Here is a 9,359-nt window from a genome sequence, read left to right as displayed (position 1 = left end):
CAGTCCGCGGTCGGCGAGGCGATCGCGGCCGACCTGGCGGGCGAGCACCCGATGAACCGGCTGCTGCAGGGCGAGGTCGGCAGCGGCAAGACGGTGGTGGCGTTGCGCGCGATGCTCCAGGTCGTCGACGCGGGCAGGCAGGCGGTGCTGCTCGCGCCGACGGAAGTGCTGGCCGCCCAGCACGCGCGCTCGTTGCGCCAACTCCTTGGCGGGCTGGGACGGGCGGGCGAACTCGACGCCGCCGAGCAGGCCACCCGGGTCACGCTGCTCACCGGGTCGTTGCCCGCGAAGCAGCGCAAGCAGGCGCTGCTCGACGCGGCGAGCGGGAACGCGGGGATCGTCGTAGGCACCCACGCGCTTCTGCAGGAACACGTCACCTTCGCCGACCTCGCCTTCGTGGTGATCGACGAACAGCACCGGTTCGGGGTCGAACAGCGGGACGCGCTGCGCTCCCGGGGCGCGGACGCCACGAGCCCGCACGTGCTGGTGATGACGGCGACGCCCATCCCGCGCACGGTGGCGATGACCGTCTACGGCGACCTGGAGACCTCGTCGCTGCGGGAGCTGCCCGCCGGGCGCGCGCCGATCTCCACCACCGTGGTTCCCGTCGCCGAGCGCCCACGATGGCTCGACCGCGTGTGGGACCGGGTGCGGGAGGAGGTCGGCGGCGGCAATCAGGTTTACGTCGTGTGCCCGCGCATCGGTGACGAGCCGCCGTCCGACAAGACCGAGCGCCCACCGGTCGCGGTGCTCGACCTGGCGCCGGAACTGGCCGAGGGACCGCTGGAGGGCCTGCGCGTCGGGACGCTGCACGGCAGGCTCCCCGCCGAGGACAAGGACGCCGTGATGCGCGCCTTCGCCGGAGGTGAACTCGATGTCCTGGTGGCCACGACCGTGATCGAGGTCGGCGTCGACGTGCCCGACGCGACGGTGATGGTGATCATGGATGCCGACCGCTTCGGCGTCAGCCAGCTCCATCAGCTGCGCGGCCGGGTGGGCCGCGGGGCCAAGCCGGGGTTGTGCCTGCTGGTGACCGAGGCGGTCGCGGGGACCGCCACCCGAACGCGGCTCGAGGCCGTGGAATCCACCGCCGACGGGTTCGAGCTGTCCAAGCTCGACCTCGAACTGCGCAGGGAGGGCGACATCCTCGGTGCGGCGCAGTCGGGGACGCGCTCGGGATTGCGGTTGCTCTCGCTGCTGCGGGACGAGGACGTGATCGCGCGGGCGCGCGAGACCGCGCAACGCATGGTCGACGGCGATCCCGACCTCACAGCACACCCCGCGCTGGCCGCTCTGGTCGCCGACACGCTCGACGCCGACCGGCTCGACTACCTGGGTAAGTCGTGACCTCCGCGCCACAGGACGACCTCGTCGGGCGCGACCGTGCCCGGTGGGACCGTTCGGCGAATGGGCGCATGAGTTCCGTCACGCCGTGTGTGTACTCCCGCTCAGCGGGAATTCCGGGGTAACGTGCCTGCCGACCGATCCGAGACCCAAGGAAGGACCGGGCATGTTCCGCAAGGTACTCGTCGCCAACCGCGGTGAGATCGCGATCCGCGCCTTCCGCGCCGCCTACGAGCTGGGCGCGGGCACGGTCGCGGTGTTCCCGCACGAGGATCGCAATTCGCTGCACCGCCTGAAGGCCGATGAGGCGTACGAGATCGGCGAACCGGGACATCCCGTGCGCGCCTACCTTTCGGTCGACGAGGTCGTGGGCGCGGCGCTGCGCGCCGGGGCGGACGCCGTCTACCCCGGGTACGGTTTCCTGTCCGAGAATCCCGACCTCGCCCGCGCGTGCGCCGACGCCGGGATCACCTTCATCGGCCCGGACGCGGAGATTCTCGAGCTGACCGGGAACAAGGCGCGTGCCGTGGCCGCGGCCCGGGAGGCCGGTGTCCCGGTCCTCGGTTCCTCGGCACCGACCTCCGATGTGGACACGCTGGTCGCCGCGGCGGAGGAGCTGGGTTTCCCGGTCTTCGTCAAGGCCGTCGCGGGCGGCGGCGGGCGCGGCATGCGGCTGGTCGAGGACCCGGCCGGGTTGCGGGAGGCGGTCGAGGCGGCCTCGCGGGAAGCCGAGTCGGCTTTCGGCGACCCGACCGTGTTTCTCGAGAAGGCCGTGGTCGAGCCCCGCCACATCGAGGTGCAGATCCTCGCCGACGGCACGGGCACCGACGAGGGCGTCATCCACCTGTACGAGCGGGACTGCTCGGTGCAGCGGCGGCACCAGAAGGTGATCGAGCTGGCTCCCGCGCCGAATCTCGACCCTGATCTGCGGGAGCGCATCTGCGAGGACGCGGTCCGCTTCGCCCGGCAGATCGGCTACCGCAACGCGGGCACGGTGGAGTTCCTCGTCGACCGCGACGGCAACCACGTCTTCATCGAGATGAACCCCCGCATCCAGGTGGAGCACACGGTGACGGAGGAGGTCACCGACGTCGACCTGGTGCAGTCGCAGATGCGGATCGCCTCCGGTTCGACGCTGACCGACCTCGACCTCACCCAGGACCGGGTGTATCTGCGCGGTGCGGCGTTGCAGTGCCGGATCACGACCGAGGACCCGGCCAACGGGTTCCGCCCGGACACCGGGATGATCAGCGCCTACCGCTCGCCCGGCGGTTCCGGAATTCGGCTCGACGGCGGCACGGCCTTCTCCGGCACCGAGATCAGCGCGCACTTCGACTCGATGCTGGTCAAGCTGACCTGCCGGGGGCGGACGTTCGCCACGGCCGTGGACCGCGCCCGGCGCGCGGTGGCCGAGTTCCGCATCCGCGGGGTGGCCACCAACATCCCGTTCCTCCAGGCCGTGCTCGACGATCCCGACTTCCAGCGGGGACGGGTCACCACGTCGTTCATCGAGCAGCGTCCGCACCTGCTCACCGCCCGGCACTCGGCCGACCGGGGTACCCGCCTGCTCACCTACCTGGCCGACGTGACGGTCAACAAGCCCAACGGCGAACGACCCCGGCTGATCGACCCGGTGCGCAAACTGCCCGCCGTTCCCGACGGTCCGCCTCCGGCAGGGTCGAAGCAGAAACTGACCGAGCTGGGCCCCGACGGGTTCGCCCGGTGGCTGCGCTCCTCGCCGCACATCGGCGTCACCGACACCACCTTCCGCGACGCGCACCAGTCGTTGCTGGCCACGCGCGTGCGGTCGAGGGACCTGCTCGCCGTCGCGCCCGCCGTGGCGCACACGCTGCCGCGGCTGCTGTCGGTGGAGTGCTGGGGCGGGGCCACCTACGACGTCGCACTGCGCTTCCTCGCCGAGGACCCGTGGGAGCGGCTGGCGGCGCTGCGGGAGGCCATGCCGAACCTGTGCCTGCAGATGCTGCTGCGGGGGCGCAACACCGTCGGTTACACGCCGTATCCGACCGAGGTGACGGAGGCGTTCGTCGAGGAGGCCACGGCCACCGGCATCGACATCTTCCGCATCTTCGACGCCCTCAACGATGTCGAGCAGATGCGTCCGGCGATCGAGGCGGTGCGAGCGACCGGCTCGGCCGTGGCCGAGGTCGCCCTCTGCTACACCTCGGATCTGTCCGACCCCGGCGAGACCCTCTACACCCTCGACTACTACCTCAAGCTGGCCGAGCAGATCGTCGGGGCGGGCGCGCACGTGCTCGCGATCAAGGACATGGCCGGGCTGCTGCGCGCGCCCGCCGCGCGGACGCTGGTGACGGCGTTGCGCCGGGAGTTCGACCTGCCGGTGCACATCCACACCCACGACACGGCGGGTGGGCAGTTGGCGACCTATCTGGCCGCGATCGACGCGGGCGCGGACGCGGTGGACGGTGCGGTGGCCTCGATGGCGGGCACGACGTCGCAGCCGTCGTTGTCGGCGATCGTCGCCGCCACCGACCACTCCGAGCGGCCCACCGGCCTCGACCTCGGCGCGGTCGGCGAACTCGAACCGTACTGGGAGACGGTGCGCAAGATCTATGCGCCGTTCGAGGCGGGACTGGCTTCGCCGACGGGCCGGGTGTACCACCACGAGATCCCCGGCGGGCAGTTGTCGAACCTGCGCACCCAGGCCAGGGCGCTGGGTCTGGGGGACCGGTTCGAGGACGTCGAGGCGATGTACGCGGCGGCCGACCGCATTCTCGGACGGCTGGTGAAGGTCACGCCGTCGTCCAAGGTGGTCGGGGACCTGGCTCTGCACCTGGTGGGTGCGGGGGTCTCGCCCGCCGAGTTCGAGGCCGACCCCGGCCGCTACGACATCCCGGACTCGGTGATCGGGTTCCTGCGTGGTGAGCTGGGTGACCCGCCCGGCGGATGGCCGGAGCCGTTCCGGGGCAAGGCGCTCGCGGGCCGGGCCGAGGCGCGCGAGACCGAGGAGCTGACCGAGCAGGACCGCCGGGATCTGGCCTCCGACCGCAGGATGACGCTCAACCGGCTGCTGTTCCCCGGGCCCACGAAGGAGTTCGAGGCGCACCGGCAGGCCTACGGCGACACCAGCGTGCTGCCGAGCAAGGACTTCTTCTACGGCCTGCGCCCGGGCGAGGAGTACGCGGTCGACCTGGAGCCGGGTGTGCGGTTGCTGATCGAGCTGGAGGCGATCGGCGAGGCCGACGAGCGCGGCGTGCGCACGGTGATGTCCACGCTGAACGGGCAGCTCCGGCCGATCCAGGTGCGCGACCGCTCGGTGGCTTCGGACCTGCCCGCGAAGGAGAAGGCCGACAAGGACGATCCGAAGCACATCGCCGCGCCGTTCGCCGGGGTGGTCACGGCGACCGTGTCCGAGGGCGACACCGTCGAGGCGGGCGACACGGTGGCCACCATCGAGGCGATGAAGATGGAGGCGGCCATCACCGCCCCGCAGGCGGGCACGGTCGGCCGCCTGGCGATCAACTCGGTGCAGCAGGTCGAGGGCGGCGACCTGCTGGTCGTGCTGGACTGACCCCGGGTCCCTCCGTGGTGCCGCGCGGGCCCCTGCCGGGCTCAGAGCAGGAGCCCGCGCGACGATCCAAACTGTCGAGGACGCGTTCGAGGCCGAAGCCGATCTCGGATCGTCGCCGGAGGCCGCGGCGGGCGCCCGCGGTGGTCACACCGCCACCGGCGTGCCCGTGCGGGCGGCCTCGGCGACGGCCTGGGTGGCGCGCAGGGTGCGCAGGCCCTCGTGGCCGTCCACCAGCGGGGCGGCCTCGCCGAGCACGACCGCGCGGAAATGATCGAGCTGCGCGGCCAGCGGGTCGCGCCGGGCCACCTCGAGCACCGAGGTCTCGAACGGCGTCCACCACGACCGCTCGCCGGAGAACACGCGCAGCCGCAGGGTCGGGATCGTCAGCGACCCGTCCGTGCCCGCCACGACGTAGCAGTCCTCGTCGGGGTAGTACGGATAGTCCGGGTTCTCCCGCGAGGTCTGCTCCCAGCTCCGTGCCGCCGCCGCGGTGTCGGAGAGCAGGAAGCTGCCGAGCACCCCGGAGGCGAAGCGCAGGGTGAGCGCGGCGGTGTCCTCGACGTCGAACCCGCGCACGGCGTTCGACGTGCTCGCCTGCACCTCGACGAGGTCCCCGCACAGCGCCCGCAGATTGTCGATCTCGTGGATGAGGTTGATCAGGATCGGGCCACCGCCCGGCTCGCGGCGCCACGGGGCCTTGTCGAAGTAGTCGTCCGGCTTGCGGAACAGCGCGGCGCCCTGCACCGCGACGAGCCTGCCCAGCGCGCCCCGGCGGATCACCTCGCACGCCGCCGCCATCAGCGGGCTGTGCCTGCGGTGGTGTCCCACCAGCAGTGGCACGCCCCCCGCGCCGGCGGCGGTGACCACGGTCTCGGCCTCGGCGACGGTGTCGGCCAGCGGCTTTTCCACCAGCACCGGCACCCCTGCCGAGACACAGGCGAGCGCGTGCTCGACGTGCAACGCGTTGGGCGAGGCGACGATCACCCCGTCCGGGGCGGTCCGCGCCAGCATCTCCGCCACGTCGGCGTGGCCCGGGACTCCGTGCCCGTCCCGCGCCGCGGGGTCCGGGTCCACCACCGACACCAGTTCGCAACCCGGATGCTCGCGCACCAGGCCGATGTGGCGCCGCCCGATCAGTCCCGCGCCGACGACCGCGATCCGCACCGTGGTCATGACGCCGCCGTCCCGGCAAGCCAGCGCAGCGCCAGCCCGTAGCCCGCGACGCCGCAGCCGATGATCGAGGCGGTCGCCACGGGGGAGATGTAGGAGTGCGCCCGGAAGGACTCCCTGGCGTGCACGTTGGTGATGTGCACCTCGACCAGCGGTGCGGTCAGCATCGCGCACGCGTCGCGCAGCGCCACCGAGGTGTGCGTCCACGCCCCCGGATTCAGCACCACCGCCGCGCCGTCGTCGGCGGCGGCGTGCACCCAGCCCAGCATCTCGTGCTCGGCGTCGGTCTGGCGCACGAGAACGTCGAGCCCGAGTTCGGCTCCGAGGTCCCGGCACGAGGCCGCCAGTTCGGTGTAGGTCGTTCCGCCGTACTTGGCCGGTTCCCTGCGGCCGAGCCGTCCCAGGTTCGGCCCGTTGAGCACGCGGACCCGCATGGTCGTCCTCCCGTCACTCGGCCGCCGCGCGCACCTGCTCGTAGAGCCGGAGCTGCTCGCCCGAGAGCGTGCTGGTGAAGTGGTTCTCGGCCCGCGTGGCGAACGCCTCCCGGTCGACGTCGTCGACGACGGTGACTTGGCCGTTCTGCTTCCACTCGTCGAGAATCCGCTGCTCTTCCTCCTCGACGCAGTCCCGGTTGTCCGCGCGGGTCTCGTGCACGGCGGTGCGCAGCGCGTCCTGCTGGTCGGCGGAGAGCTGCTGCCAACGGTCCTCGTTGACCACGATGAGCTGCGAGCCGGTCTGGTGCCCTGACAGGCTCACGTGGCTCTGCACCTCGTCGAAGCTCTGCTCGGCGATGGTCGGGATCGGGTTCTCCTGACCGTCGATGATGCCCTGCTGGAGGCCGAGATAGACCTCCTCGAAGGCCACCGCCGTGGGATCGGCGCCGACGGCCTTGGCGTTTTCCAGGTAGATCGGCGAGTCGGGGTAGCGCATGCGCAGGCCCTTGAGGTCGGCGGGCTCGCGGATCGCGGTGTTGGCCGAGAAGTGGCGCATCCCGAAGAACCAGACGTCGAGGATGCGGGTGCCGGTCTGCTCGGCGAAGTCGTCCTTGAGCCGTTCGGCGGACTCGCTGTCGAAGAACTCGAAGAGGTGGTCGGCACCGTCGAAGGCGTAGGCCATGTCGAGCACGCCGATCGGGTCGTAGGTGGAGGCCAGCGCCGACGAACCCTGCACGTCCATGTCGACATCGCCCTCCATCACGGAGGTGAAGCGCTCGGTGTCGTCGCCGAGCTGACTGTTCGGGAACGTCTCGATGGTGACGCCGTTGTCCATCCCGTTGATCTCGTCGGCGACGGCCTGGATGCCGCACCGTGTGTGCGGGTGCTGGGTGGTGTAGCTGTTGGCGAACGACAGGGTGATCGTGCCGTCGCCGCCGTCGCCGCCCGGGTCGTTCATCGCGGTGCAGCCGGTGGCCAGCAGCGCCACGGCGGGCAGCGCGGCGAGGCCGCGGCGGGTCTTCGGAGTCGGCATCGTTGCCTCCTGGTGGTTGTCGGGTGGGGCTTTCAGAGTCCGAGTGCGGTGGGCAGGAACGTGACCACGGAGGGCACGAACGTGATCAGCAGCAGCACCGCGACCAGCGGGACGAGGAACGGCGCCGTGCCCCGGAAGACCTCGTGCACCGGCAACTTCGTGACCGGGCTGAGCACGTAGAGCACCGCCCCGATCGGCGGGGTGAGCAGGCCGATCATCAGGTTGACGATCGTGAGCACGCCGAAGTGCAGCGGGTCGACACCGAACTCGACGGCGATGGGAAGCAGGATCGGCACCGTGATCACCAGTACCGACGTGGTCTCGAGCACCGCGCCCAGCAGGATGAGCGCGACGTTGACCAGCAGCAGGAACACGACCTGGTTGTCGGTGATCCCGAGCATGAACTCGGCCACCGCGCCGGGCACCTGTTCGCGCGCCAGAATCCAGGCCAGCAGGCCCGACGCGCCGAGGATCAGCGTGATCGAGGCGGTCGTCGACGCCGTGTCGCGCAGGATGGCGCCGAGGTCGCGCGGTCGCACGGTGCGGTAGGCGAAGCCGAGCACGAGCACGTAGGCCGCCCCGACGGCGGCGGCCTCGGTCGGGGTGAACAGGCCGCCGAGGATGCCGCCGAGGATGATCACCGGTGCGAGCGCCGGGCCGAGCACCCGCCGTGACGCGGTGCGCAGCCGCGCCCGGTCGAACGGCTGCGCCTTTAGACCGGACTGCCTGCGGGCCCACACGAACACGGCCACCGCCAGTCCGGAGGCCAGCAGGAAGGCGGGCACCACGGACGCGGCGAACAGTGCCCCGGTCGACACCGCCGCGATCGACGCGTAGATCACGGCGGGGATGCTCGGCGGCATCACGGGGCCGATGAGGCTGGAGGCGGCGGTGATGCCGACGGAGAACCGGCGGGAGTAGCCCTTGCGCACCATCGCGGGAACCTCGACCTTGCCGAGCCCGGCGGCGTCGGCCAGCGCCGACCCGCTCATCCACGAGAAGCCGAGGCTGACGCCGATGTTGACGTAGCCGAGACTGCCCTTGACCCGTCCGATGAGCGACTGGGCGAAGTCGAAGAGCCGGTCGGCGATGCCGGCGTGGTTGGCGACCACGCCGACGAGGATGAACAGCGGCACGGCAAGCAGGGGGAAGCTGTCGATCGCGCCGGTGACCTCGCGCACGCTCAGGCCGAACGACTGCCCGTTCAGCGTCACGTAGGTCAGGCACGGGCCGAGCAGCGCGAAGGCGACCGGCACGCGCAGCGCGAGCAACGCGATGATCGCCACCGCCAGCAGCGTCATGCTCATGCGGACTGCTCCTCTCCGGACGGCCGCGGAGGCGCCACGACGGCCATCGCCGAACGCACGGTGGTCAGCACCAGCCCGGCGAGGGGAATCACGTAGAAGTAGTTCATCGGAAGGCCCAACGCGGGCGAGACCTGCGCGGTCGGCTCCGCGACGAGGCCGAACGCCTCGTAGGCCAGGTTCACGCAGACGACGGCGACCATCACGTTCGCGAAGACCAGCACGAGGCGGTGCGGCACGCCGCGCACCACGTAGTCGATCAGCTTGAGCGTGACGTGCTCGTCGCGGGCGGCCAGGTAGCCCGCCATCGCGAAGGTCAGCCAGACGAGGCCGAACCGGGCCAGTTCGCCTGTCCACACCCACCCGCCGGTGGGCAGGTACCGCTGTACGGCCTGGGTCAGCATCAACGCGAAGATGGTGACGAGCAGCAGCCCGCCGACGGCGGCCTCCGCGGCGGAGAGCGCACCGGACACCCGGTGGACGCGGGCGCGGACACGGCCGCCCGGCGACCGCGTGCCGTCGGG

7 protein-coding genes are annotated in these 9,359 nt (G+C 71.5%); 2 read left to right on the top strand and 5 right to left on the bottom strand.

The annotated features are described in order from the left end of the window. Nucleotides 1-1,347: ATP-dependent DNA helicase RecG (locus tag SACSA_RS0110930; RefSeq protein ID WP_019815853.1), on the top strand; the 1,347-nt coding region annotated here is incomplete at its 5' end. Nucleotides 1,348-1,510: 163 nt separating this feature from the next. Next, entirely contained in the window at nucleotides 1,511-4,894 is a 3,384-nt protein-coding gene (locus SACSA_RS0110925; protein WP_019815851.1) for a pyruvate carboxylase, read from the top strand. Between the two features lie 144 nt (nucleotides 4,895-5,038). Here SACSA_RS0110925 and SACSA_RS0110920 read toward each other — a convergent pair whose 3' ends face one another. The 5 genes from SACSA_RS0110920 to SACSA_RS26045 form a co-directional block, all read right to left on the bottom strand. Continuing rightward, entirely contained in the window at nucleotides 5,039-6,067 is a 1,029-nt protein-coding gene (locus tag SACSA_RS0110920; RefSeq protein WP_019815849.1) for a Gfo/Idh/MocA family protein, read from the bottom strand. Further along, complete coding sequence (aroQ, locus tag SACSA_RS0110915; RefSeq protein WP_019815846.1) at nucleotides 6,064-6,498, bottom strand: type II 3-dehydroquinate dehydratase; 435 nt, start codon at nucleotides 6,496-6,498, stop codon at nucleotides 6,064-6,066. Before aroQ ends, SACSA_RS0110920 begins: the two co-directional genes overlap by 4 nt. Nucleotides 6,499-6,511: 13 nt before the next feature. Continuing rightward, nucleotides 6,512-7,531: a DctP family TRAP transporter solute-binding subunit gene (locus SACSA_RS0110910; protein WP_019815844.1), complete on the bottom strand. Its 1,020-nt coding sequence runs from the start codon at nucleotides 7,529-7,531 to the stop codon at nucleotides 6,512-6,514. 32 nt (nucleotides 7,532-7,563) lie between these two features. Further along, the gene (locus SACSA_RS0110905; RefSeq protein WP_019815842.1) at nucleotides 7,564-8,838 is read right to left on the bottom strand and encodes a TRAP transporter large permease; all 1,275 of its coding nucleotides are present in this window, start codon (nucleotides 8,836-8,838) and stop codon (nucleotides 7,564-7,566) included. Continuing rightward, on the bottom strand, nucleotides 8,835-9,359 hold a 525-nt coding region (locus SACSA_RS26045; RefSeq protein WP_019815840.1), incomplete at its 5' end, for a TRAP transporter small permease. The genes SACSA_RS26045 and SACSA_RS0110905, both read right to left, overlap by 4 nt.

It is taken from the genome of Saccharomonospora saliphila YIM 90502 (genome assembly GCF_000383795.1).
Lineage (GTDB): Bacteria > Actinomycetota > Actinomycetes > Mycobacteriales > Pseudonocardiaceae > Saccharomonospora > Saccharomonospora saliphila.
The sequence above is the reverse complement of the archived record's forward strand: the minus strand, read 5'-3'. Positions and strand labels throughout refer to the sequence as shown.